The organism is Streptomyces sp. NBC_00513 (assembly GCF_041431415.1).
GTDB lineage: Bacteria > Actinomycetota > Actinomycetes > Streptomycetales > Streptomycetaceae > Streptomyces.
This window is the reverse complement of the sequence record NZ_CP107845.1, coordinates 843,354-867,237: the sequence shown is the minus strand read 5'-3', so window position 1 is coordinate 867,237 and position 23,884 is coordinate 843,354. Positions and strand designations below refer to the sequence as shown.

Sequence of the window (23,884 nt, the reverse complement as noted above, 5' to 3'; positions counted from 1 at the left end):
GCAGGTGGCGGAAGGTCAGCGTCCGGACGGGGCGGGGGAGGCCGCCAGGAGGCTGACGAGGCCGGCGGCGGCGCGGCGCAGGCGGGCGCGCGGGCGGGCCGCGGGGGTGGGGGCGCGGGGCATGGCGGTTGCCTTTCCGGGCCGCCGGCGGTGGCGGCCGAGACGAGACGGGTGGTGCGCGGCCGGCTCGGGCGGGCCGGTCGGTCGACGGCGGGGAGCCGGGAGGTCGTCGGCGGCGCGGTGGTGGAGGGCGTCGCGGTCAGGCGTCGGAGGGGCGCGCCGCCTCGGTGACGGGCCGCGGCGCGGCGTCCTTGGTGAGGGCGTCCGGGACGGTGAGGGCGTCCGGGGCCTCGGGGGTGTCGTCGTCCTCGCGGGGCAGGGTGGCCCGGCGCAGGCCCGGTACGGCGATGGCCACGCCGACGGCGGCGACGGCGCAGACGGCGCCGTTGAGGATCGCCGCGCCGGCCGGGCTGAACCAGCGGGCGATGGAGGCGACCTCGGCGTCACCGAGGACGCCGCCGGTGGTGCCCTGGGCGGTGATGACGCTGACGATCCGGCCGCGCAGACGGTCCGGGGTGCTGTGCTGGACCAGCGCGTATTCGAGGATCTCGTAGACCGTGCCGGCCGCGCCGCCCACGGCGAGCATCAGGAAGGCGACGGCCACGTGGCCGCTGAGGCCGAAGCCGACGGTGGCGAGCCCTCCGGTGAAGGCCGCGGCGAGCAACAGGCCGCCGGGGCGTGCGGCGCGGCCGATCCAACCGCTCGTCGCCGACGCGAGGACGGCCCCGACCGCGGGGGCCGTGTAGAGCAGGCCGAGCATGATCTCGTCGCCGTGGAACTGGCGGTCGACCATCTCGGGGAAGAGCACGACGGGGACGTTGAACACGGCCACCACGCCCCCGAGCAGCACCAGCCCACCGACGACCCGGTTGCGCAGGGCGTACCGGAAGGCGACCATCGGGGAGCCGGAGTCCTGCTCGGCGCCCTCCTCGTCCTCCTCGTCGGTGACCGGCGGCAGCGGACGGATGCGCGAGATCAGGAACGTGGTCACCGCGGTGGTGACGGCGGCGAAGGCGAAGACGGGCCCCGCGCCCCAGGCGGCCAACAGGACGCCGCCGAGCAGCGGCGCGCTGATGGAGCCGATCTCGCCGGTGAGGGAGATCAGGGCGCCGGCCGCCGGGAGTTGGTCGGGGCGGACCAGTGTGGGGGCCACCGCCATCAGGGCGGTCACGCTGACGCCCGTCGCGAGGCCGTCCCACGCGACGCAGACGTAGATCGCCCACAGGGACGGGTCGGGGAGCATCGCGTTCACCGCGAGCCCCGCGAAGGCGAGGGCGGCCGCCCCGCGCGCCCAGACGATCAGCCGCTTTCGGTCGGTGCGGTCGGCCATGACGCCGCCCCAGAGCGAGCCCACCAGCACGGTGACGCTCATGATCATGCTGGCCACGGCGACGTCGAAGGTCGAGCGGGTCAACCCGTACACCTGGGCGGCCAGGGCGACGGTCGCCATGCCCAGGCCGAAGAGCGAGACCACCCGGGCGATGAAGATGGCCCGGAAGTCGCGGCTGGTGCGCAGCGGTTCGATGTCGATGACGAGGTCGCGCAGGGACACAGGGGGCTCCGTTGACGGCGGGGGCGGCGGGTGGGGCGGATCAGGCGGCGGTGGACAGGAGAGCGGCCCATTCGCGCAGGGTGGGGCGCTCGGCGAGGTCCACGAAGCTGATCCGGGCGCCCTCGGCGCGCCATCTCTCGACCAGGGTCATCAGGCGTATGGAGTCCAGGCCCTGGTCGATCAGGTCCTCGTCGGGCGAGATGTCGGCCGGCTCGACGTAGAGGACCTCGGCGACGTCCTGGATCAGGCGATCGAGGCCGAGGGGCTCGGTGGTGAAGGAATCGGACATGTCACGGCTCTCTGTTCTGTGAGGAGGAGCCCGCCTGCCGATGAGGCAAGGCTTACCTAACTAAGGATGAGGCGGATGCGTCAAGTCGGAGGTGGAACCCTTTCGACCTGCGGACGGTCAACTCGCCCGGACCGAAGGGCGGGTGAGGCTGGAGTGGCGAATTGCAGGTCAACTTAGGCAAGGCTAACCTAAACCTGTGTCGATCATTGTCGCAGCCTCCGTCGAGGCAGACCTCCCCGCGCATCCGGACCTCCCCGCCGCCCCGGAGAGCCTCCCGACTCCGGAGCACCTCCCGACGCCGGAACCCCCCTTCCCCCACGTCCGGTCGGCCCGCCTGCGCGACGCGCCCGACCTGTACGCGCTCTCCCGCGCCTTCGTCCCCTCCGGCGCGCTGAGGGCCCGCTCGATCGGCCACTACCTCGCCCACGCGGGGGAGTTCCTGGTCGCCGAGGGCGCCGGCGGGGACCGCGTACGCGGCTGCCTCGCCCTGCGGGACGAGGCGCCCGCGACAGCGGTGCTCTACAACTTCTGCGTGGCACCGGGCTGCCAGGGGCAGGGCGTGGGATCGGAACTGCTCCGAGCCGCCGTCGAGCGGGCCCGGCGGAGCGAGGTACGGACGCTCTTCACCGCCACCACCGGCTCCGCCCGGCTCTTCCTGCGCCACGGCTTCGTCCCGGTCGAGCCCGGCGAGGCCCCGGCCGACTGGGCCGCCGCACTCGATCCCGCGCGGGGCTCGCGAGTACTGCGCCTGACGGTGTGAGACGGGCTCGCGGAAGCCGGGCCGGAGCGTTCGCTCCGGCCCGGCTTCCGTGTGTGCGCCCCGGGCGGGGCGGTGCGTCAGCCGCGGGCCACGAGGCTCGCGGGACGCATGTCCGTCCAGTGCTCGTCGGTGTAGGCGGCGCACCCCTGTCGGGTGTCCTCGCCGTGGGCGACCGTCCAGCCGGCGGGGACCTCGGCGAAGGCGGGCCACAGCGAGTGCTGGTTCTCGGCGTTCACCAGCACGAAGTAGCGGGCGTCGTCGTCCTCGAACGGGTTGGTGGTGGCCATGGGGACTCTCCTTGGATGTGTGGGTGGTGCGGTGGTGGGTGGAAACGGTGGACGGGTCGCTACGGGGACGCGGCGCCGACGGGCCCTCAGGGCCTTGTGGCGCCGTACCCCGGAAGAAGGGCGAGGGCGCGAGCGGTACCGGTGGCCTCCTCGGCGAGGGCGAGCGCCTCGTCGGCGGTGAACAACCGGTCCGACCAGCGCCAGGCCACGGAGACGGCCCTTCGGCCGTCGACCGGCGGGCCCGTGTGGACGGTCAGCTCCAGAGGTCCCGTCAGCGGCGGTGCCGTGCCGGGGACCTCCAGCAGGTGCCACTCGCCGGCCGGGGCCGGACCCCACGCGGAGGTCTCGTCCGCCGCCCGGAGCACGGTCCGGCGGTGGTAGCGGACGCCGCCCCGCGGCAGGTCCGCGAGCCGGGCCGCGGTCTGCGGATTGAGGTGGCGCAACTGTTCCAGCCCCTGGCCCCGGTCCGGGACCGAGGCCAGGGCGTGCACCACCCGACGATGGGTCCGCGCGGGCTCGGCCGTCCCCTCCGGGCCGAGCGGCAGGCGCAGCAGGAACGCGGAGGTGAGGCGGCCCGCCGTGCGCGGCGCCGCGTCGGACCGGGGGAGTTCCAGGTCGACCAGCAGGCCGGTGCCGTCGTGCAGGCGCGGCCGGCTCGACGCGATCCGGGCCAACGCGGCGAGCAACAGGGCGTCGACGGGGTCGACGCCGTCCGGAGCCGGCCCCCGGCGCGGGACGCGCAGCTCCAGCCGCGTCACCACCCGGTGGCCCCCCTCGGTGGCCGCCCAGGCCCGCCCGGCGGTACCGGAGGCGAGCGCCGACCAGTGGGCCAGCTCCACGACCCGGGCGGTCGACTGGGCCTCGGCGGCCAGCGTGGACGCCCAACCGGTGAGCCCGCCGGCCGGCGGCAACGCGTCGTCCGCGGAACGCTCGCCGAAGGCGTACTCCTCGTACAGCGGGGCGATCTCGTCGGCCAGCGACTGCCAGGTGACGTCGTCCACGGACAGGTGGTGTCCGACGAGCAGCAGTCGTCCCGGCTCTCGGGGGCCCGCGTCGAACCAGACCGCCCGCAACACGGCGGCGGTGCGCGGGTCGAGGGCGGCGGCGGCCGTCCGGGCCGCCTCGGAGACCAGCCGTTCCCGTTCGGGCTCGGAGCGGCCCGCGACGCCGATCCGGCGCAGCGTGGCCGGGTCGGTCACGGCGGGCGCCGAGGCGGCGGGCCGGATCTCCTGGCTCCAGATGCCGTCCGTGCGGTGCAGGGCCAGCCGCAGCGCCGGATGACGGCGCGCGAGGGCCGCCAGGGCCTGGCGCAGCGGGGCCGCCCGGAGCCCGGCCGGGACCCGCAGCAGGACGGACTCGTGCAGATGCTCCACGGCGCCCTGTGCGCCGCGCAGCCGGTGGGCGGACGGCAGCAGGGCCACCGCACCGCTCTCGTCGTCGGGTTCGGGTCCGCCGCGCCGGGCGCGCGGGGGAGCCGGGTCGGACCCGGGCGAGACCGTGCGCGAGCCCGGCGCGGAGGCCGCGAGTTCCGCGACGAGGGGAAGCGCGGCACGGCCGGGTTCCCGGGCGAGGGCCACCAGGGCGGCGGCGCACACCTCGGCCTGCCGGCGCAGCGAGGTCTCGTCGTACAGGGCGGGGTTGGCGTCGAAGTCCAGGCGCAGCCGCCCGTCCGGGTAGCCGGACGCGGAGACCGACAGGTCGTCCACCGGCCCCGACGCCAGGCTGACCACGTGACCGCGGGTGCCCGCGAAGTCGAGCTCCGTCTCGAAGGGCCGCAGGTTGACCAACGGCCCCGGCACCCGGTTTCCCGGCAGCTCGGGCCACAGGGCCCGGGCCAGCACCTCGCCCCGGACGCGCTGGTGGCGCCGGAGGAAGGCGAGTTCGTCGGCGGCCCGGCCCAGCAGGACGCGGAACGTGTCGGACGGCGACACGGGGACGCGCACGGGGAGGATGTTGACCGCCATGCCCGGTACCCGCAGGGTGCCCGGGGCGGTGCGTGCCGTGGTGAACAGCGCCAGGGTCGCCTCCGCCGCGCCGGTCCGGGCGGCGAGGTCGACGGCGGTGGCCGCGACGACGGCCTCGCCCCAGGTGACCCCGGCCGAGCGGGCGGCGTCGGCCACGGCGGCGCTGTCGGCCCGGTCGACGACCACGGTGTGGCGCAGCGCGGTGTCACCCGCCGGGGCGGGGCGACCGGCCGGCCAGGCCGGGGCCGGGGGTTCGGCGTAGCGCCTCGTCCACGCGGCCAACTCGGTGTCGTACGCCGCGGAGGCGGTGTAGACCCGGTCGGCGTCGGCGAGCACGGAGACGGGCGCGAACGGGGACGGGGTGGGCGTCGTGCCCCGGACCAGGGACGTGTAGTGCTCGGCGATCCGCCGGCTGAGCAGGGCCACGCCGTACCCGTCGACGACGAGCTGGTGGAAGTACTGGACGAGCAGGTGGTGCCGGGGACCGGTGGTCACGAGGACGGCGCCCGCGAGATCGGGCACCAGGTCCGGCAGCGGAGGGTCGATCAGCAGCTCCAGCCTTGGCGGGCAGGCGAGTTGACCGCGCACCAGTTCCACGGCCGCGGCCACCGGGTCGGCGGCGCCGGACGTGTCCAGACGGGCCAGACTCCGGGCCGGCGGGCGGACCGGTACGGGCGCCTGGCGGAACCGGCCGCCGTCGCTGGTGACGCTGAAGCGGAGCCAGGGCGCCTCGTCGAGGGTGCGCCCGACGGCGTCGTCCAGGGCCTCGGTGTCCAGCGGTCCGACGAGCTCGATGTACTGCCCGACGTTGTACCCGGCGTAGGACGGCGCCGCGGTCTGCGCCGCGAGCACATGGGCCTGGGCGGCCGTGAGGTCCACGGCGGGCGGGGCGGTGGGGGCCGTGGGGGCGGTGATGGTGGGCACGGGCCGTCAGCCCCGGTTCGCGGGGGCGGTGGGCACCGGGGCGCCGGCCCGCAGGTCCCGTTCGGCGGCGTTCAACAACAGGGAGTCGCAGATCTCGCCCGAGCGCACGGCCAGGGTGGACAGCAGGGAGGAGGTGATGCCGTGGCTGTGTTCGGTGGAGGCGCCCTGGAGGTAGATGCCGGCGCGCAGCCGGGGCGTGGTCTCCACCCGGTGGTCGCGGCCGATGCGCAGGCGCCCCTGACCGTCGGTCAGGCACTCGTCGGCCAGGTCGCCGAGCAGGTCGAGCGGATTTCCGGCGCGGTAGCCGGTCGCCAGGACCAGCGCGTCGCAGTCCAGGGCGAGGGTCTCGCCGCCGGTGAGGGAGCGCACGGTGACCCGGACGCCGTCCGAGGTCGGGGTCGCCGCGGCGAACTCGCTCGCGCCCATGATCCGCAGCCGTTCCGTACCGGCCACCTTCTCCTGGTACACCGTCCGGTACAGCTGCTCGATCAGATCCCCGTCCACCACCGAGTAGTTGGTGTTCGCGTGGTAGCCGAGCAGCTGCTGCTTCACGTCCTGCGGGGCGCGGTAGAACTCGTCGACCGCGGCCGGGTCGAAGATGCGGTTCGCGAACGGGCTGTCGTCGGCGGGGCTGTAGCCGTAGCGCCTGAAGACCGCGCACACCTCGGCGTCGGGGAAGGTCCGGTGCAGGTAGTCGGCCGTCTCCGCGGCCGACTGGCCGGCTCCGACGACCACGAACCGGCGGTGCGTCCGCTCGGTCAACAGCGGTGCGCGGTGCAGCAGGTCGCGGTTGTGCCAGATCCGTTCGCCGGTCTCCACGCCCTCCGGCAGCCGCGGGACCAGGCCCGTGCCGATCGCGATGTTGCGCGCGCGCAGGCCCGTGGAGGCGACCGCCTCGGGGGCGCCGGCCGGGCGGGTGAGGACGTCGAGCTCGTCCACCACGCCCGCCGTGTCCGAGCCCGGTGCGGGGACGACGCCGGTGACGGTGGTCGCGTAGCGGACCTGCTCCCGGAATCGGGCCGCGCACCAGCGGAAGTAGTCGTGGAATTCGATCCGGGTCGGGAAGAAGGTCTTGTGGTTGACGAAGTCGACCAGCCGCCCGCGGTCCTGGAGGTAGTGCACGAAGCTGAACGCGCTTCCGGGGTTGCGCAGCGTCACGAGGTCCTTGAGGAAGGACACCTGCATGGTGGCGCCTTCGAGGAGCATGCCCCGGTGCCAGTCGAAGTCGTCCTGCCGCTCGACGAACGACGCCCGGATCGCGTCGCCCGGTGCGCGCTGGTCGTTGTGCTCCTTGACGGCTATCGCCAGGGCCAGGTTGGCGGGGCCGAAGCCGATGCCCACCAGGTCCCGGGTGTCCGGGAGTCGCTCCCCTGGAGTGGTGTTCGCGTGTGGTGCGGACATTCCCATCCTTCCTCTGTCTCACCCAGATACTTAGGTAAGGCTGGCCTAACATCACCGATTGTGGGGGTCGTGTCAAGTTGGCGGAAAGTACCCGGATGTCGAATCGCCGGATCGCCAACTGCCCTGGTGCGCAATCGATGTGCGGACACGACGCCGACCCCGGCGGCCGAAGCCCGCCGGGGTCGCGTCGTCGAGAAGGGGCGAAAATCAGCCGGCGGGGGAGGAGTCCAGGGGGTCCGCGCCGGCCGGAGGGACGCTCGCCGTGCGGGCGTCCGCCGGGTCGTCGGGCACCACGGCGGTCCCCGTGTGCTCGTCCGCGAACACCTCCAGGAGCAGTGCGTGGGGGACGCGGCCGTCCAGGACGTGCGCCATCCGCACCCCGGAGCGCACCGCGCGCAGACAGCCCTCCATCTTGGGCACCATGCCACCGGCCAGACTCGGCAGCAGCCGCTCCAGTTCCCCGACGGTGAGGCGGTCGACGACCTCGTCGCTGTGGGGCCAGTCCGCATACAATCCGGCCACGTCCGTCAGCATGATCAACTTCTCCGCGTCCAGCGCCTCGGCGAGGGCCGCCGCCGCCAGATCGGCGTTGATGTTGTAGATCGCGTCGTCCCGCTCGCCCCGGGCGATCGGGGACACCACGGGGATCCGCCCGCGTTCCAACAGGCCGCGCAGGGTGTCCGGTTCGACGCGGACGATGTCGCCGACCAGGCCGATGTCCACCTCGCGGCCGTCCACCACGGCGGGCCGGCGCACCGCGGTCAGCGTGCGCGCGTCCTCGCCCGTCATGCCGACCGCGAACGGACCGTGCGCGTTGATCAGGTGGACCAGATCGCGCTGCACCTGACCTGCCAGGACCATCCGCACCACCTCCATCACCTCGGGAGTGGTGACCCGCAGCCCGGCCGTGAACTCCACCTTCAGGTCCAACTGCCGCAGGAGCGCGCTGATCTGCGGCCCTCCGCCGTGCACCACGACCGGACGCAGCCCGGCGTAGTGCAGCGACACGATGTCCTCGGCGAAGGCCCGTTTCAGTTCCTCGTCCACCATGGCGTGCCCGCCGAACTTCACCACCACCGTGCGGCCCTGGTATCGCTCCAGCCACGGCAGGGCCTCGATGACCGTCCGCGCCCTGACCGGCGCCCGCCCCGTGACGGTCACGGCGCCACTCCGTCGAACGGCAGCCCCGACGTCTCCGGCAGACCCAGCGCGATGTTCATGCTCTGCACCGCTCCACCGGCCGTCCCCTTGGTGAGGTTGTCGATGGCGCACACCGCGACGAGACGCCCCGCCGTCGGATCCACGGCGATCTGTACCAACGCGGTGTTGGAGCCCGCCACGGCGCCCGTCGTGGGCCACTGCCCCGGCGGCAGCAGGCGTACGAACGGCTCCTCGGCGAAGGCCGACACGTAGGCCGCGCGCACCTCACCCTCCGTCGCGCCGGGCAGTAGACGGGCCGAGCAGGTCGCCAGGATCCCGCGGGCCATGGGGGCCAACGTCGGGGTGAAGGAGACGCCGACCGGCGTGCCCGCCACCAGGGAGAGGTTCTGTACCAGCTCGGGGGTGTGCCGGTGGCCGCCCCCGACACCGTAGGGACTCATCGACCCCATCACCTCGGAACCCAGCAGGTGGGGGTGGACCGCCCGCCCGGCCCCCGAGGTGCCACTGGCCGCGACGACCACGGCCTCCGCCTCCAGCAGCCCGGCGCCGTAGCCGGGCCACAGCGCCAGGGTGACGGCCGTCGGGTAACAGCCCGGCACCGCGATGCGGGTGGCACGGGCGAGGACCTCCCGCGCGCCGGGCAGCTCCGGCAGACCGTACGGCCAACTCCCCGCGTGCGCACCGCCGTAGAACCGCTTCCAGGCGTCCGGGTCCCGGAGCCGGAAGTCGGCCCCGAGGTCGATCACCAGCGTCGTCTCGGGCAGGCGCGCGGCGAGCGCGGCCGACTCCCCGTGCGGCAGGGCCAGGAAGACGACGTCGTGTTCCGCGAGCCGGTCGGGGGAGGTCTCCTCCAGCACCCGGTCGGCGAACCGGTGCAGGTGGGGCTGGACGGTGCCGAGCGCGCGCCCCGCACTGGTGTGCGCCGTCAGCGCGCCCACCTCGATTCCGGGGTGGGCGCCGAGCAGTCGCAGCAGCTCACCACCGGCGTATCCGCTCGCTCCCGCGACGGCTGCCCGCACGTTCATCTCCGTCTGCCTTCGGCCGTGTTCGGTGCAGTGGTCATCAGAGTTCCAGTTCGTCGATCAAGGTGGTGGTGGTGCGTACGACGGCTCCGCGCGCGGCCGACCAGCGCAGCGCGAGGGCGTGTTCCTCGGCGGACACGTCGGCCACCGCGTCGGCGACGACGAACGGCTGGATGTCGTTCATGTACGCGTCGGCGGCGGTCAACAGGACCCCGGAGTGCGCGAAGAGACCGCAGACGATCAGCTGGTCACGCCCCGAGGTCCGCAGGATCCGTTCGAGATGGCTCCGCAGGAACGCGTTGTCGCGGGTGTTCGTGATCACGTGTTCGCCCAGGGAGGGGGCCGGCGAGGCGGCGATGCGCCCGTCCGGAGGCGTCGCGGCGCCGTCCTCGTCCGCGTGGGGGCCGGCCGGTCGGGGGGCGGGGCCCCGCCGGTCGGGGGAGATCGGGGGTTCCGCGCTGAACACGACCGGGAGGCCGAGCCGGTGGGCGGCGGCCCGCAGCCGGGCGACGTTGGCGACCAGGTCGACCAGCGGCGAGACCCCGGGCGGGAAGACCTGGAGCAGATGGTGCTGCATGTCGTGGATCAGTAGTGCGGCCCGCCCCGGATCGACCTTCCACGGTGCGACGGACCGTGGAAGCGTGTCCTCGTCGGGCATGGCGTAGCGCTCGGCTGTCGGAAGTCCCACGGCCGCATTCCCCCTAGGCGAAGGCCGGTACTCGCCCCGTCAATGGGACTTAGCTTAGCCTAACCTAAGTGGCGTTGATCTTGGGGGTGTCGGTTCACCCGGAGCCCCCGGTCGCGCCGCGACCGGGGGACGCCTCCCCGGGAGGGGCTCAGCCGGACAGGGCCGCCGAGACCACGCTCCGGGCCTCCTCCTGGACCGTCGCCAGGTGGTCGGGGCCGAGGAACGACTCGGCGTAGATCTTGTAGACGTCCTCGGTGCCCGAGGGGCGCGCGGCGAACCAGGCGTTCTCCGTGGTCACCTTGATGCCGCCGATCGCCGCCCCGTTGCCCGGCGCCTCCGTCAGCACCCCCGTCACCGGTTCGCCCGCGAGCGTGTCCGCGGTGATCTGGTCCGGGGACAACCGGCCGAGCACCGCCTTCTCCTCGCGGGTCGCGGGGGCGTCGATGCGCGCGTACGCCGGTTCCCCGAACCGCGCGGTGAGTTCCGCGTACCGCTCGCTGGGCGTCTGCCCCGTCACCGCCAGGATCTCGGACGCGAGCAGCGCCAACAGGATCCCGTCCTTGTCGGTGGTCCACGGTGAACCGTCGTGCCGCAGGAACGAGGCTCCCGCCGATTCCTCCCCACCGAACCCGAGGGCGCCCGAGGCCAGTCCGTCCACGAACCACTTGAAGCCGACGGGCACCTCGACCAGTTGGCGCCCCAGGTCGCCCGCGACCCGGTCGATCATCGCCGACGACACCAGCGTCTTGCCGATGCCCGCGGCGGCCGGCCAGTCCGGGCGGTGCGCGAACAGGTAGGCGATGGCGGTGGCGAGGTAGTGGTTGGGGTTCATCAGCCCGGCGTCGGCGGTCACGATGCCGTGCCGATCGGCGTCCGCGTCGTTGCCCGTGGCGATCTGGTACCGGCCCGCGCTCTCGATCAACGAGGCCATGGCGTAGGGCGAGGAACAGTCCATCCGGATCTTGCCGTCCCAGTCCAGCGTCATGAACCGCCAGGTGGGATCGGTGTACGGGTTCACCACCGTCAGGTCGAGACGGTGCTCCTCGGCGATCCGGCCCCAGTACGCCACGGACGCGCCGCCGAGCGGGTCGGCCCCGATCCGCACGCCCGCCGCGCGCACCGCGTCCAGGTCGAGCACGGACGGCAGGTCCGCCACGTACGCGCCGAGGAAGTCGTGGCGCCCCGTCGTCCGCGCGGCCAGCGCCCGCACGTACGGGATCCGCCGCACCTCCTTCAGCCCACCCGCGATGATCTCGTTGGCGCGCGTCTCGATCCAACCGGTGGCATCCGAACCCGCCGGGCCGCCGTGGGGCGGGTTGTACTTGAAACCGCCGTCCGCCGGCGGATTGTGCGAGGGGGTGACCACCACGCCGTCGGCCAGGCCGGAGGAGCGCCCGCGGTTGTACGTCAGGATCGCGTGGGAGACCGCGGGCGTCGGCGTGTACCCGTCGGCCGAGTCGATCAGCACCGTCACGTCGTTGGCGGCGAACACCTCCAGGGCGGTCACCCGGGCCGGCTCCGACAGCGCGTGCGTGTCGGCGCCCAGGAACAGCGGCCCGTCGGTGCCCTCCCGCGACCGGTACTCGCTGATCGCCTGGCTCGTCGCGGCGATGTGGTCCTCGTTGAAGGACGTGGTCAACGAGGATCCGCGGTGCCCGGACGTGCCGAAAGCGACCCGCTGGACGGGATCCGAAGGGTCGGGGCGCAGGGCGTAGTACGCGGTCACGAGCCGGGCGACATCGATCAGATCGCCCTGCTCCGCCGGTCGGCCCGCTCGCTCGTTCGGCATCCGCCGGTTCCTCCACACTCGTCGGGGTGATCGGCCCGGTTCGGGCCGCGCGGAACACCGGACCCGCCCGGGCCTCGGCCCGCGCCGCCCGCCGCGTCATCGTCCGCCCAGCCTTCCCCGTACACGCGCCCGTCACGCCTTCGGCCGCGGCCCGACCCGGCCGGTGAGACGGCCGGGGGAGCGCGATCGGGGGCGGCCGGGGGGCGACGACCGGGTCCGGTCCGCCGCCGATTCGACCGTACGCCGGACACCCACCTGGCCCACCGGGGTACCGGAAGCCGACCGACGGTCCGGCGGTCCTGCGGACGGGCGGAGGGCAGGCGCGGCGCTCAGTCGCGCGCGGCGCCCAGCGCGGCCACCGCCGCCACCATCCGGTCCCAGAAGAGGTCCGTTCGCAGACCCACGGCCACCCGGGCGTTCGCCGGCAGGCCCAGGCGCCCGTGCAGGTCCACCACGGTCGCCCCGCGCGTGTGCCGGCCGTGCAGCTCGACGGCGACGTGCGCGTCGACGCAGTCGACGATCCGGGGATCGATGACACGGGCCACCGCCACCGGATCGTGCACCGGGGGAGCGGAGAACCCGAACAGCCGCCGGTAGGTTCCGGCGAAGTACCGCAACAACTCGACGCAGATCCAACCGAGTTCCGAGTCCAGTGCCTCGAACCGGGCCAACACCCCGGGGGTGGCGAGCGCCTGATGGGTGACGTTCAACCCGCACATGGTCACCGGGACACCACTGCGGAAGACGATGTCCGCGGCCTCCGGGTCCACATGGATGTTGAACTCGGCCGCCGGGGTCCGGTTCCCCCGCTCCGTCGACCCGCCCATCAGCACGATCTCCTTGATCCGCCCGGCCACTTCGGGGTACCGGGTCAACAGGAGCGCGATGTTCGTCAGCGGAGCCGTCGGCACGAGCGTCACCGGCTCGGGGTGTCCGATCAGGACCCGCCGCAGCAACTCCACCGCGTGTTCGGGGACCGCCGCCACGGTCGGCACGGGGAACCGCGGACCGTCGATCCCCGACACCCCGTGCACGTCCTCGGCCACCTCCAGCGGCTCCACCAGCGGTTGCGCGCACCCCGCCGCGACCGGCACCCCGGTGATGCCCGCGACCGTGCACACCCGGAGCGCGTTGAGCGTGGTCTTCTCCAGGGTCTGATTGCCCGCCACCGTGGTCACGGCCAGCAGGTCGATCCCCGGATCCCCCGCCGCCAGCATGATGGCCAGGGCGTCGTCGTGCCCGGGGTCGCAGTCGATGACGATCGGAACGGCCAACGCCGGCCACCTCTCCTCGGCCCGCCGAGGAGGCGGGTCCCGTCCTGGTCCCAGTGTGACCCCCGTTCCCGTGCGCGGGCCCACTCGAACCGGCCGTCCGCGCGCCCCCGTCACCCGCCGCTCCTCGGCCGGATGGAGCAGGCCGCAAGCGGCGGGCCGGCGGTGACCCGATGCTGGGCCGAGACATCGCCCGGGCCCGCCGTGGCCCGAAACCGAGGAGGTACCAGCGTGCGTCCGCTGCACACCCCGAGCCGATCCGCCGCCCGCCCCCGTCCACGTGGCCTGCGGCGGGCGGCCGTCGCCGCCCTCGCCGCGACCGCCCTCGCCGGCAGCCTCACCCCGGCGGCCGCGGGGACCGGCCCTGGGGAGCCGCCCCGGGACCGGTCCCTACAGCGGCAGCTGCGGGAACTCGTCGAGGCTCCGGGCGGCCCGCCCGGAGCCATCGCCGTGCTCCGACGCGACGGCCGCCAGGAGGTCTACCGGGCCGGCGTGGCCGAGATCGGCCGCCGTGAGGCGCCCGGCCTCGACGACCACATGCGGATCGCCAGCGTCGCGAAGGCCTTCAGCGGAGCGGTCGCCCTGAGCCTGGTCGACGACCACCGGCTCGGCCTCGACGACACGATCGGCCGACGCCTGCCCCGCCTGCCCCGGGACTGGCACGCGGTGACGCTCCGCCAACTGCTGAACCACACCAGCGGTCTCCCCGACTACACCGAGGACCCCGAGTTCCTGGAGATCCTCACCGCCGACCCCCGACACCGCTTCGACTCCCGCCGACTCCTCGACTACGTAGCCGACGAGGACCTCCGCTTCGCACCCGGCTCGCGCTACCAGTACTCCAACTCGGACAACATCGCCGTCGCGCTGATGGCCGAACAGGCCACCGGCCGCCGCTACGAGGAACTGCTGAAGGAGCGGGTGTACCGACCGCTCGGCCTGCGCAGCACCAGCCTCCCGCAGGGCTACCGGCTGCCCGAGCCCTTCATGCACGGCTACGCCGTCGATCCGCCGGCCCCACCGGAGGACGTCAGCGAAGCGCTCGGAGCCTCGGGCGTCTGGGCGTCGGGCGGCATCGTCTCCACCCCGCGCGAACTCTCCGCGTTCATCCGCGGCTACGCGGGGCCCGAACTGCTGTCGCCGCCGACCCGCCGCCAACAGCAACGCTTCGTGCGGGGCGGCGCCTCGGAGCCCGCCGGCCCGGGCGCGAACGCCGCCGGGCTGGGCATCTTCCGCTACACCACGCGCTGCGGGGCCGTCCTCGGCCACACCGGGAACTTCCCCGGCTACACGCAGTTCGCCGCGGCCACCCCGGACGGCAAGCGGTCGGTGACCGTGTCCGTCACGAGCCAGGTGCCGCTCGACCCGCAGCTCCTCGACCGGCTCCGCACCACCGAGGAGAACTTCGTCTGCCGCCTCCTCGGAGATCGCTGACGGCGATCCGCGCATCGGGGGCCGGAAGGATCCGAAAGAGACGACCCGGGCCGGCCCCCGACGACCGACGGGGCGTCACCCGACGCCCCGCCATCCGACGCCCCGTCACCCCATCGGTGCGTCCGCCTCGCGCGTCTCCCCTCCATCGCACAGGGTGATGATCATCGGCTGCCCGGCACGCCCTCCCCGGCGTCGCCCGGCCGCGCCCCCTTCCCTGCCCGGAGGACACGTTGCAGAGCCCGCCCTCCCCGCACCACCCCACCCGCCGCACCGTCGTACGGGCGGGCGCCTGCGCCGCCGCTCTCGCCGTCGGGATCCCCGGCACCGCGGCCGGCGCCGCGCCCCGTGTCGGAGCCCCCGGTACACCCGTCGCACCCCCGGCGTCCCGGGCCGCGGCGCAGGTCCTGCCCCTGCGCACCGACACCACCACCCAGGGCGACATCCTCGCGGGCTTCCGCAAGGACCACGTCCGTCTGCTCCTCGTCCACTTCCACCACGCGGGCAAGGCCCGGCGATGGCTCGGCGCACTGCTGCCCGACCTCTCCACGACCGATCAGGTCACCCGGTTCAACGCCGAGTTCAGCAGGGCGCGCACCCTGCGGGGCGGCGTGGACCCGGCCGGCATGGCCACCCTGTGGACCGGGCTGAGCCTCACCCACCCCGGGCTGAGCCTGCTCGCCGGCAAGGACCCCTTCCCCGCCGTCCCCGCCGGCGGCACCGCCGAGGCCTTCCGCGACGGGGCCGCCGCCCGCGCCGAGGCACTGGGCGACACGGGACCCAGCGCCCCCGACTCCTGGTTGTTCGGCGCGTCCGAGGACGACGTGCACGCCGTCCTCACCCTGGCCGCCGACGACTCCGGACGACTCGCCGAAGCCGTCGACCGCCACCGCCGCTCGCTGGACGCAGCCGCCGCCACGGTCCTCTTCGGCCAGGACGGCGCCACGCTCCCCGGCGCACTGCGCGGCCACGAGCACTTCGGCTTCCTCGACGCCATCAGCCAACCCGGCGTACGCGGCTTCGACCCGTCCGACGCCGCGAACCCCGCGACCGTCCAGGGAAAGTCCGGCACCCGGCTGGTGCCCGCCGGCGAGTTCCTGATCGGGCACGAACGCGTCGGGGCGCGCCCCGCCGGGCTCCCCGCATGGGCCACCGGCGGCTCGTTCCACGTCGTACGACGGCTCGCGCAGGACGTGCCCGGGTGGTGGAACCAGGCCGCCGAATGCCTCGCCGAACTGAAACGCTCCGGTGCCGCGCCGGCCGACGCCGACCCGAAGTGGCTCGCCGCCCGCATGATCGGCCGCTGGCCCGGTGGCGCACCGGTCGCCACCTGCCCCGTCGCCGAACGCGTCCCCCTGCCCGGCGAGGACGTCGACGGCGCGCTCGACTTCCACGACGACCCGCAGGGCTGGACCACACCGCTGTTCTCGCACATCCGCAAGAGCAACCCGCGCGGAGGTCTCACCCCGGCCCCGGGACGTCCGCCGCTGCCCATCGCCCAACTCGACTCCCGCCGCATCATCCGGCGCGGGATCCCCTTCGGCCCACCGCACCGCCCGGAGACCGGATCCCACGCGGAGGGCGGCGACGACACCACGCGCGGGCTCCTCTTCGTCAGCCATCAGGCCGACCTGGTCGAGCAGTTCGAGTTCATCGCCAAACGCTGGGTCAACGAGGTGGACTTCCCGCCGGCCCGCCACCCCGTCCCGGGCGCCGACCCGGTCATCGGCCCCGGCTCCCAGGCCGCGTTCGAATGCCCCTCCGAGAGCGGCAGCCGCGCCACCACGCTCTCCTTCCAGCGGTTCATCCGCACCGAGGGCGCCGTCTACGCCTTCACCCCCTCCCTCCCGACCCTGCGCGCCCTGGCCGCCGGCAGACTCGACGACTCCATCGAGGTGCACGCCGGCACCGTGCTGCGCTCCGGCGACACCCTGGACGCCGGCGCCGTCCGCCTGAGCATGGAGAGCAGCGGTGACCTGGTCCTGTACGACGGCGACGGCCGTTCCGTGTGGAGCGCCGGCACCTCGGGCACCGGAGCCGAGGCGCGGTTCACCGCCGACGGCGAACTCGCCGTCCTCACGGCGGCCGGCCGGCCCCTGTGGTCCTCCAAGACCACCGGCCACCGGGGCGCCCGCCTGCTGATCCGCCCCTCCGGCGACGTGGTCATCGTCCAGGGGGACAAGACCCTGTGGCACGCCGGATGAACACGGCCGCCCCGGGGGCGCGTTCACACGAGCCACCCCTCGTCCGAGGCGGCGCCCCGGGCCGCCCCCGACCACGGCCGGTCGGGGCACCTCCCGGGTGGGTGTCGGCCCGTACGGATGTGCCGCCCGGCGCCGGCGAACCGGCGGCCGGCCGGAGTTCGTCGGGACGGATGTGAACGACATTGATGAGCGGTACGTCGCGGAACCCGGCCTCGTCGTCTTCGACGTGACGGGCGGCGACGAGGACACGGTCCGCGCGGCGGTGGTCGCGCCGGGCCGACTGTGCGCGACATCGGGAATGGGCCGCGTCACCTGCGAACCCGGCCGGCCGGGCGTGACGGCACGCGTGTACGCGGACCTGCTGCGCCCGGGCGGTGCGCGATAGCCGTGGCGCGCCCCGCCCGGCGGTGCGCGCCACTCGGCCGCCCCGCGGAAAGTCGGGGCCGAAGGGTCCCGGCGAGGAGATCGTCCGGTCGCTAGCCTGGGCGGCATGACCGCCTCCGCCGGGAACGATCCCGCCTCCGCTCCCCGTCGCTACACCGTCGTGCTGCGCCCGGGACCCCGCCCGGAGGGCGGTACCGGGCGCGAGGGCATCCTGCGCACGGCCGCCGTGGACTTCACCGGTGAACTGGGCACGTCCGGTTACCCGCGCTACGCGGGCGAGGGCGTACAGGCCGACATCGACCCCGAGACCCGCACGGTCGAGGCGGTCACCCTCGACGGCTCGGAGCTCCCCTACGGGTGGGTGGCCCAGATCGCCGAGAACTGAGCCCGGCGCGGGGAAGCGACCTACGCGACCCCGTCGCCCGGTTCGGCCATGCCCGCCTCGAACGTGACCGCCGGACGCCAGCCCAGGTCCCCGCGCAGCCGCGCAGAGTCGGCGGTGATGTGCCGGACGTCGCCCAGCCGGTACTCGCCGGTGACGACGGGATCGGGGCCCGCGCACGCCGCCGACAGCGCCTTGGCCATGTCGCCGACGGTACGGGGATCGCCGCTGCCCACGTTGTAGGCGACGAAACCGGGGGTGTCCGCCACCGCCTCCAAGGCCACCGCGTTGGCCACCGCGACGTCCCGCACGTGCACGAAGTCCCGCCGCTGCCCGCCGTCCTCGAAGACGCGCGGGGCCTCCCCCCGCGCGAGTGCGGAACGGAAGAGCGCGGCGACTCCCGCGTACGGCGTGTCGCGCGGCATTCCGGGCCCGTAGACGTTGTGGTAGCGCAGCGAGACCACCCGCCCGCCGGTGGCCCGCGCCCACGACGACGCGAGGTGTTCCTGGGCCAGCTTGGTGGTGGCGTAGACGTTGCGGGGATCCATCGGGGCGTCCTCGGCCACCAGCCCGGGCGCCAGGTCGGCGCCACAGGTGGGGCAGCGCGGCTCGAACCTGCCCGCCCGCAGGTCCGCCTCGGCACGCGGACCCGGGCGGACGACTCCGTGGGCCGGGCACTCGTACCGCCCCTCGCCGTACACGACCATCGACCCGGCGAGCAGCAGCCGCCGCACCCCGCTCTCCGCCATCCGGGCCAACAGGACGGCGGTGCCGAGGTCGTTGACCGACACGTAGTCCGGGGCGTCGCCGAAGTCCTTGCCCAGCCCCACCTTGGCGGCCTGGTGGCAGACCGCGTCCACCCCGGCGAGGGCCTCGCGCACCTGCGCGGAGTCCCGTACGTCCCGTCCGTTCTCCTCCGTCAGGTCGAAGACCACCGGGTCGTGCCCCCGGTCGGCCAGTGCGGAAACGACGTGCGAGCCGATGAAGCCCGCTCCTCCAGTCACAAGTACGCGCATGCCCCGACGCTATGCGCCGTGCGCTCCACCGGGGCGCCCGCCGGGCCGCACGTCACGGATCCGTAAGGACCTGGCGCGGCGACGTCGCCCCACGGGCGGACCACTCCGCATGCGGAGCGGTCCGGGCGGCGGTATGAATGGTTTCGTCGCATATGTGATCGGAGTGACTCGTGGACGACTACCCACTGCTCAATCTGTTCTGGACCATGCTCTGGATCTTCATCTGGGTCATGTGGTTCTTCCTGCTCTTCAAGGTGATCACGGACATCTTCCGCGACCACGAACTGCACGGGTGGGGCAAGGCGGGCTGGCTCATCCTGGTCCTCCTGCTGCCGTACATCGGCGTCTTCATCTACCTCATCGTCCGAGGCCGGGGCATGGGCAAACGGGACGTGAAGCAGGTCGAGGAGCAGGAGCAGGCCTTCCGGCAGTACGTCCAGAAGGCGGCCGGGACGACCGGTTCCCCGGGCGGCGCGGCGGACGAGCTCCACAAGCTCTCCACGCTCAAGGACAAGGGCGACATCACCCAGGAGGAGTTCGAGCGGGCGAAGGCGAAACTCCTGGCGTGACCGATCCCGGCCCCGAACCGCCCCCGGAACGGACGCCGGAGCCGATCGCGCGCACACCGGGATGCCACCTCGCGACCGAACCGCGAGGTGGCATCCCGGTGTGTCGGCATCCGGCTTGTCCCCGGGCGGCCCGTCACCGGTCCGGGGCCAGGGCGACGCCGGCCCCGACCGACCCCCCGACCGTCAGCCGCCGTCCCGCGACCGGCGGCCGGCTCCGCGGGGGGCGTCGACAGCGTCCGGCCGGGGCCAGGGCATCGGGACCGGCCCGGTGAAGAGGCCCTCGGGGAGTTCGCGGGACCCCAGGAACCCCAGCGTGGCGGCGACGGTGGCCTCGTGCCAGCGCGCGGACTGACGGAGCATCGCGTGCCCGCCCTCGGGCATGACGACGCCCGCGGCACGCGCCCCGCCGGCGCGGGCCCGCCGCACGTGGTCCCAACTCGCCCGGGCGTCGGTGACCCGGTCCGCCTCGTCGTGCAGGAGCACCACCGACTTGCCCGCGAGCTGTGTCACCGGCTCACCGGGCGGGCACCACGGGGCGAGCCCGATCACCGCCCGTACCGAGGGGTCGATCGCCGCGCGCAACGCGGCCCTACCACCCATGGAGTGCCCCACGAGGACCACGGGGACGGATCCGGCCGTGCGGCGCAGTTCGTCCAGTGCGCGTATGGCGTCCCGCACCGGATCCTCCCGGGCGCCGTTCCAGCCCCGGTGGCGGTAGCGCACCTCCGCGACGACCACCCGGTCCGGCCCGGTGGCCCGCGCGAGCGCGCGGGTGAACGCCCTCATGCGCACGAGGGGCAGGTTGAGGGCGGGGGGCGCGGTCAGCCCGTCGGCGCGGCCCCCGTGCAGCACCAGGATCGCCGCCGTCGGATGCGCGGGATTGCGCCGCAGGGACAGCGCCGAAGGCAGCTCCCGGCCGGGAGCTGCGGGAACGTGGAGCGACCCGGGGCCCATCGAGGACCTCCTCCCGCCGCTCACGCCGGTGCTTGCGACTCGTACCAGCTCACCGGTGTGGCCGGCATGTCGCTGCGCCCCTCCCGGGACGGCCGGACGGCGAGGATCTGGTCGACGCCCATGCGGCGCTCGGTGAACGCGAGCGAACTGCCGGCGAGGTACAGACGCCACACACGGGCCGTGGCCTGGCCGACCAGCGCCTCGAAGTCCACCCACCGTTCCTCCAGGGTGCGGCGCCAGGCGTCGATGGTCCAGGCGTAGTGCTCGCGCAGGGCCTCGACGGAACGCACCTCGAATCCCGCGTCCTCGATGAGGTCGACGGTGCGACCGACGGGCCGCATGTGCATGTCGGGCGCGATGTAGGTCTCGATGAAGGCGCCGCCGCCGGGAGCGTTCAGACCACGGGACATCTGCTGGATCAGCAGCCGTCCACCGGGGCGCAGCACTCCGTGGAGCAGGGACGTGAACTCGGGGTACTCGACGTCCCCCACGTGCTCGCCCATCTCGACGGCGCTGACCGCGTCGTAGCCCCCGCCGTCGATGTGACGCCAGTGCCGCAACTGCACCTCGACCAGATCGGACAGGCCCTCCCGCGCGACCCGGTCGGTCACGAAGTCCCGCTGTGCCCGGGACAGGGTCACGGCGGTGACCTGGGCCTTGTGGGCGCGGGCGGCGTGGACGGCGAGCGAACCCCAGCCGCAACCGACGTCGAGGAGGCGGGAGCCGGCCCGCAGACCGACCTTGCGGCAGATCAGTTCCAACTTGTCGTACTGGGCGTCGGCCGGTGTGTAGTCGGGGTCGTCGGGGCGGGACCAGTAGCCGCAGGAGTAGGCCATGGACGGGTCCAACAGCAGGGCGTAGAACTCGTTGGACAGGTCGTAGTGGTGGCTGATGGCGGCCCGGTCACGGGTGGAACTGTGCAGCCTGCCGCCGAGGCGGGCCCTGGGGGCGTCCGGGGCGTGCGGCGGTATGCCGGCCACGCCCAGCCCCACGGCGAGCGCCGCGGCCCGGGCCCACCCCGTCGGGCTCGGCGTCGAAGTGCCGTGCTCGCGCACGGACTGCCAGGCGCGGCCGAGTCCGTCGGCCAGGTCACCCTCGATGTCCAGGTCGCCGGCGATGTAGGCCTCGGCGAGGCCGAGCTCGCCGGGCTGCCACAGCAGGCGGCGCAGTGCGTCGGGGGAGCGGAGCACGACCACGGGGGCGTCCTCGGGGCCGGACTCGCTGCCGTCCCAGGCGCGCAGGCGTACCGGTGGAGGTCCGGCGAGGAAATGCCCGAGGAGTTCGGCCAGTCTGTCTGCCACGGGCCTCATCGAGGCTCCTTCCGCCAGAGGGACCCTCGTGCACGGTTCGGGCACGAGGACACGGCCGCGCCGCCGAAGCGGGCGTACACAGGCACTTCGCAGCCGGGGCCGGATCGGATTGGTCGCGGTGTCGAGCTCGACCCATCCGACCCGGCCCGGTCGGCGGGGTAACTACCCTCCGTCCGGATCGCGCTCCGCCGCCTCGGCGACGCGCTTGACGATCGCCAGCCGTCGATCCCAGTCGGCCGCGAGCGCGGCCAGCCGGCGCGCCGTCGCGTTCAGCGCCGTCGACCGGACCTCGTACCTCACCTCACGCCCGACCCGGCGGCCGGAGACGAGTCCGGCCGCGTCCAGGACGGCGAGGTGCTTGACCACGGCCTGTCGTGACACGGGAAGCCCTGCCGCGAGCGTCGTCGCGGTGACCTCGCCCTGTTCGGCGAGGAGGTCGAGCAGCCGGCGCCGGGTCGGGTCGGCGAGCGCGGCGAGGACGTCGTCGACGCCGTCGCTCGGGTGTTCCTCCGTCACGGGGACGACTGTTCGGCGCGGTTCTTGAGCGCGTCGAACACCTGGGGCCAGCCGCCGGTGTTGTCCGCCACCGCCTTGCGGCGCAGTTCCTCCGACCCGGCCAGCGCGGAGAACCCGCTCTCGACCACCCGGAGCCGCGTCGCGTCGCCTTCGGGGGTCAACGTGAACTCGACGAGCGTGCTGTTGTCCTCGCGCGGTTCTTCCCCGGGGAAGGCGCTCGCCCAGCGGTACGAGACACGGGTGGGCGCCTCGACCTCCTCCACCCGTACGGGGAAGTCGCCGTACTCGGCGCTCTTCGCCACCACGGAGGCTCCCGCCTCCGCCACGGCGCCGGTCGGGCCGGCCGTGTCGGACACCCAGAACCCGGGGTCGGCCACCAGGGACCACACCCGCTCCACCGGCGCCTCGATGAGGATCTCGCGTTCGATTCGGTCCTCGCTCATGAGGGCCTCCTTGCGTCGCTTCCAGTAAGTGCAACTCAAGGGTTGCACGTATGGGTTCCAGGTGCAACCGGTCGGTTGCGCAACAGGGTGGCGCCCGTCGTGCCCGTGCGCACCCGCCGCACTCCCGGGCGTTCACTCGAATGGCCCTGCCCGGGTGGTGGTGGCGGGCGCGGCGGCGGATCGTCGGCCTCACGTCGCAATCGCCGGCGTGTCCAACTGCTCGGGGTGTTCGGCCAAGGAGGCTGTCATGGCCCAGACCGCGACCCCGTCCGGGGCGCCGACACCGGAACCTTCCCGCTGGAGTGAGCGGGGCGGCGCCGGCTACACGGGCTCGGGCGTCATGTTCGCCGGTGTCCTGCTCTTCGTCGACGGGGTGCTCGCCGTCCTGAACGGCATCGGGGCCCTCGCCAACGACGAGGTCTTCGCACGGGTGGGCAGCTACATCTACCGCTTCGACCTCACGGCGTGGGGCTGGATCCACCTGATCCTCGGTGTGATCCTGCTCGTCGCCGGTGTGGGGATCCTCAAGGGCGCGGCATGGGCGCGCATCCTCGGTGTGGTGCTCGCGGCCCTCAGCATCGTGATGAACTTCCTGTGGCTGCCGTACCAGCCCCTGTGGGCGATCATCATCATCGCCATCGACATCTTCATCATCTGGGCCCTGCTGAAGGAGCGGACCCCGCACGCCCCGGCGTGACCTGTATCGACCGCACCCGCGGTCCGACCCGCGGTGGTGACAGCCGCCCCCGGCCTTCGCGCCGGGGGTGGCATCCCCGCGTGCGGAGCCGACGCGATCGGCGTTGGCGGGGGTGACGGGGGTCACGTCGGGGCGAGGGAACGCGGCCGACTGGTTGAGCGTTCATATAGATGTGACCGCAGAGGGGCCCGCCCCCCCCGGCCACACTCCCCGAGCCGCCCCGGCCGGTCACCCCCCAGACCGGCCGGGGCTTCCCCTTGCCGCGGACCGTACCCGTACCCGTCCGCGAACGCCGAACTGCCCCCTCCGTGGGGAGGGGGCAGCGGAATGTCGCGGTCGCCGGTACGGACGCGCCGGGTGAGCGGGCGTCACCGGCGGGAGCGGGGTCAGTGCTTGACCGGCTCCAGGCAGAGGACGAACTTCTCCTGCTCCCACTGCTGCGCCAGGGCGGCCTCGCCCACGGTGCACGCGCTGGTGTCGAAGGTGTTCTCCACGACCTTCAGCACCTTGTAGTTGGCGTCCTTGTCGTCGCAGCCCTTCGTCTCCACCTCCGGGCTGTTCTCGCTGCCCGTCACCTTGACGCAGTCGCCCGCCTCGGCGCGCACCGGCGAGTTGAAGAAGTACGAGATGCCGAACTTCACCACGAGGGCGACGACGACGAGGGCGACGAACCTCAGGAACTTCTTCGCTTTGGAACCCTTGGGCTTCGCGGCCTCGGGAGCGGGCGTGCCAGGGGCCGGGGGAGCGGTGTGCTCGCCCTGAGGCGACGGCGGAGTCGACATGGTGGGTCCTTCCAAGGGAACTTCTTCG

At 73.8% G+C, this 23,884-nt stretch carries 23 protein-coding genes; 7 read left to right on the top strand and 16 right to left on the bottom strand.

The features are described from left to right. Positions 1-259: 259 nt before the first annotated feature. Together entS and OHA84_RS04330 are read right to left on the bottom strand one after the other, a co-directional pair. On the bottom strand, positions 260-1,612 hold the full coding sequence (gene entS / locus OHA84_RS04335; RefSeq protein WP_266973257.1) for an enterobactin transporter EntS: 1,353 nt from the start codon (positions 1,610-1,612) through the stop codon (positions 260-262). Positions 1,613-1,652: 40 nt separating this feature from the next. Then, on the bottom strand, positions 1,653-1,901 hold the full coding sequence (locus OHA84_RS04330; RefSeq protein WP_053675471.1) for a phosphopantetheine-binding protein: 249 nt from the start codon (positions 1,899-1,901) through the stop codon (positions 1,653-1,655). Between the two features lie 196 nt (positions 1,902-2,097). Between OHA84_RS04330 and OHA84_RS04325 the strand changes: the two genes are divergently transcribed. Next, positions 2,098-2,661: a GNAT family N-acetyltransferase gene (locus tag OHA84_RS04325; protein ID WP_266973258.1), complete on the top strand. Its 564-nt coding sequence runs from the start codon at positions 2,098-2,100 to the stop codon at positions 2,659-2,661. 77 nt (positions 2,662-2,738) lie between these two features. Here OHA84_RS04325 and OHA84_RS04320 read toward each other — a convergent pair whose 3' ends face one another. From OHA84_RS04320 to OHA84_RS04285, 8 genes are all read right to left on the bottom strand, one after another. After that, positions 2,739-2,948, bottom strand: a complete 210-nt coding sequence (locus OHA84_RS04320; RefSeq protein ID WP_053675469.1) for an MbtH family protein — start codon at positions 2,946-2,948, stop codon at positions 2,739-2,741. Between the two features lie 86 nt (positions 2,949-3,034). Continuing rightward, on the bottom strand, positions 3,035-5,836 hold the full coding sequence (locus OHA84_RS04315; RefSeq protein ID WP_266973259.1) for a condensation domain-containing protein: 2,802 nt from the start codon (positions 5,834-5,836) through the stop codon (positions 3,035-3,037). Between the two features lie 6 nt (positions 5,837-5,842). Next, a complete protein-coding gene (locus OHA84_RS04310) occupies positions 5,843-7,237 on the bottom strand; it encodes a lysine N(6)-hydroxylase/L-ornithine N(5)-oxygenase family protein (protein WP_266973260.1) in 1,395 nt (464 codons plus the stop codon). A 207-nt stretch (positions 7,238-7,444) separates the two neighbouring features. Further along, the gene (argB, locus tag OHA84_RS04305; protein ID WP_266973261.1) at positions 7,445-8,398 is read right to left on the bottom strand and encodes an acetylglutamate kinase; all 954 of its coding nucleotides are present in this window, start codon (positions 8,396-8,398) and stop codon (positions 7,445-7,447) included. Continuing rightward, positions 8,395-9,423: an N-acetyl-gamma-glutamyl-phosphate reductase gene (gene argC / locus OHA84_RS04300; RefSeq protein ID WP_266973262.1), complete on the bottom strand. Its 1,029-nt coding sequence runs from the start codon at positions 9,421-9,423 to the stop codon at positions 8,395-8,397. Before argC ends, argB begins: the two co-directional genes overlap by 4 nt. A 37-nt stretch (positions 9,424-9,460) precedes the next feature. After that, on the bottom strand, positions 9,461-10,108 hold the full coding sequence (locus OHA84_RS04295; RefSeq protein ID WP_234349857.1) for an isochorismatase family protein: 648 nt from the start codon (positions 10,106-10,108) through the stop codon (positions 9,461-9,463). A 148-nt stretch (positions 10,109-10,256) separates the two neighbouring features. After that, entirely contained in the window at positions 10,257-11,897 is a 1,641-nt protein-coding gene (gene pgm, locus OHA84_RS04290; RefSeq protein WP_053675459.1) for a phosphoglucomutase (alpha-D-glucose-1,6-bisphosphate-dependent), read from the bottom strand. 329 nt (positions 11,898-12,226) lie between these two features. Next, the gene (locus tag OHA84_RS04285) at positions 12,227-13,171 is read right to left on the bottom strand and encodes a nucleoside hydrolase (protein WP_266973263.1); all 945 of its coding nucleotides are present in this window, start codon (positions 13,169-13,171) and stop codon (positions 12,227-12,229) included. A 228-nt stretch (positions 13,172-13,399) separates the two neighbouring features. On the opposite strand from OHA84_RS04285, the gene OHA84_RS04280 reads away from it, so the two are divergent. The 4 genes from OHA84_RS04280 to OHA84_RS04265 all read left to right on the top strand — a co-directional run bounded on the left by OHA84_RS04280 (position 13,400) and on the right by OHA84_RS04265 (position 17,572). Beyond that, the gene (locus tag OHA84_RS04280; RefSeq protein ID WP_371591318.1) at positions 13,400-14,602 is read left to right on the top strand and encodes a serine hydrolase domain-containing protein; all 1,203 of its coding nucleotides are present in this window, start codon (positions 13,400-13,402) and stop codon (positions 14,600-14,602) included. Positions 14,603-14,832: 230 nt separating this feature from the next. Continuing rightward, positions 14,833-16,803: a peroxidase gene (locus tag OHA84_RS04275; RefSeq protein WP_266973264.1), complete on the top strand. Its 1,971-nt coding sequence runs from the start codon at positions 14,833-14,835 to the stop codon at positions 16,801-16,803. Between the two features lie 172 nt (positions 16,804-16,975). Beyond that, positions 16,976-17,188: a DUF6207 family protein gene (locus OHA84_RS04270; RefSeq protein ID WP_266973265.1), complete on the top strand. Its 213-nt coding sequence runs from the start codon at positions 16,976-16,978 to the stop codon at positions 17,186-17,188. A gap of 105 nt (positions 17,189-17,293) precedes the next feature. Further along, entirely contained in the window at positions 17,294-17,572 is a 279-nt protein-coding gene (locus OHA84_RS04265) for a hypothetical protein (protein WP_053678147.1), read from the top strand. Positions 17,573-17,592: 20 nt separating this feature from the next. Here OHA84_RS04265 and OHA84_RS04260 read toward each other — a convergent pair whose 3' ends face one another. Next, positions 17,593-18,585 carry an NAD(P)-dependent oxidoreductase gene (locus OHA84_RS04260; RefSeq protein ID WP_266973266.1) on the bottom strand — a complete coding sequence of 331 codons (993 nt, stop codon included), beginning with the start codon at positions 18,583-18,585 and terminating at the stop codon, positions 17,593-17,595. A gap of 170 nt (positions 18,586-18,755) precedes the next feature. Here OHA84_RS04260 and OHA84_RS04255 point away from each other — a divergent pair, with 170 nt between their 5' ends. Beyond that, positions 18,756-19,154, top strand: coding sequence for an SHOCT domain-containing protein (locus OHA84_RS04255; protein ID WP_266973267.1), 399 nt, complete (start codon positions 18,756-18,758; stop codon positions 19,152-19,154). A gap of 183 nt (positions 19,155-19,337) precedes the next feature. Here the strand turns inward: OHA84_RS04255 and OHA84_RS04250 are convergent, their stop codons facing one another. The 4 genes from OHA84_RS04250 to OHA84_RS04235 form a co-directional block, all read right to left on the bottom strand. Next, positions 19,338-20,108, bottom strand: a complete 771-nt coding sequence (locus OHA84_RS04250) for an alpha/beta hydrolase (protein WP_063839519.1) — start codon at positions 20,106-20,108, stop codon at positions 19,338-19,340. Between the two features lie 20 nt (positions 20,109-20,128). Then, positions 20,129-21,418: a cyclopropane-fatty-acyl-phospholipid synthase family protein gene (locus OHA84_RS04245; RefSeq protein WP_266973268.1), complete on the bottom strand. Its 1,290-nt coding sequence runs from the start codon at positions 21,416-21,418 to the stop codon at positions 20,129-20,131. Positions 21,419-21,580: 162 nt separating this feature from the next. Continuing rightward, the gene (locus tag OHA84_RS04240) at positions 21,581-21,934 is read right to left on the bottom strand and encodes a helix-turn-helix transcriptional regulator (protein WP_053678113.1); all 354 of its coding nucleotides are present in this window, start codon (positions 21,932-21,934) and stop codon (positions 21,581-21,583) included. After that, complete coding sequence (locus tag OHA84_RS04235; protein ID WP_266973269.1) at positions 21,931-22,377, bottom strand: SRPBCC domain-containing protein; 447 nt, start codon at positions 22,375-22,377, stop codon at positions 21,931-21,933. The genes OHA84_RS04240 and OHA84_RS04235 overlap by 4 nt, the downstream gene beginning before the upstream one ends. A gap of 247 nt (positions 22,378-22,624) precedes the next feature. On the opposite strand from OHA84_RS04235, the gene OHA84_RS04230 reads away from it, so the two are divergent. After that, positions 22,625-23,074 (top strand): hypothetical protein, encoded by a 450-nt coding sequence (locus OHA84_RS04230; protein WP_053678108.1) that lies wholly within the window; start codon positions 22,625-22,627, stop codon positions 23,072-23,074. A gap of 386 nt (positions 23,075-23,460) precedes the next feature. Here OHA84_RS04230 and OHA84_RS04225 read toward each other — a convergent pair whose 3' ends face one another. Next, positions 23,461-23,856 (bottom strand): hypothetical protein, encoded by a 396-nt coding sequence (locus tag OHA84_RS04225; RefSeq protein ID WP_053678105.1) that lies wholly within the window; start codon positions 23,854-23,856, stop codon positions 23,461-23,463. Positions 23,857-23,884: the final 28 nt, after the last annotated feature.